Origin of the sequence: Streptomyces xylophagus, from assembly GCF_000716435.1 — a bacterium.
Classification (GTDB): Bacteria; Actinomycetota; Actinomycetes; order Streptomycetales; family Streptomycetaceae; genus Streptomyces; species Streptomyces xylophagus.
The window spans coordinates 1-548 of sequence record NZ_JNWO01000123.1 but is presented as its reverse complement, the minus strand read 5'-3'; the positions used below and the strand labels follow the sequence as shown (position 1 = coordinate 548).

Genomic DNA, 548 nt, shown 5'->3' with positions numbered 1-548 from the left:
CCTTCATCGAGCCGCTGATCTCGGCCAAGCGCGCGGCCTTCGGATCGGCGTTCGCTTCGCTGTCACCGTCGTCCGACACGTTCGGCGCATGACGCTGCATCAGCCGGTCAGCGTCGACCTGCGTGGCCGTCTTCGTCTCGGCAGCCGGAGCCGCCTTCGGCGCTTCGATCTTCGCGGCGAACTTCGAGGCGGTCGCCGGGGCGACGCCGTCGTTCAGCGCTTCGACGAACACCGCGACCTTCGGGCTGTCGCCAGCGACCTCGGCGAATGCCGCGAGCAGCGCCTTGCGTTCGTTGGCGGCGTCGGCGAGCTGCTTCTGAAGGGACTCGATAGCGGAAGCGCTCTCGGCCTTGCCGGTCGCAACACCTGCCGCCTGCGCGCGATCAAGCGCGGCCTGATCGTAGATCAGTTCTTTGGACATGGAATCTCCATGAGGGGTGTAGCCCACTGAGGGGCGGTTAAGGTGATCGGTGAAAGCAGCTAGAACACTGCCCAAGCCACCAACACCGTCGACAAGTCCAAGCTCGTAGGCTTCCTCGGGTCCGTAG

General features: G+C 65.3%; 1 protein-coding gene. It reads right to left on the bottom strand.

The window, feature by feature from the left end:
- On the bottom strand, positions 1–421 hold a 421-nt coding region (locus OO70_RS50575; protein WP_043688349.1), incomplete at its 3' end, for a hypothetical protein.
- Between the last annotated feature and the right edge of the window lie 127 nt (positions 422–548).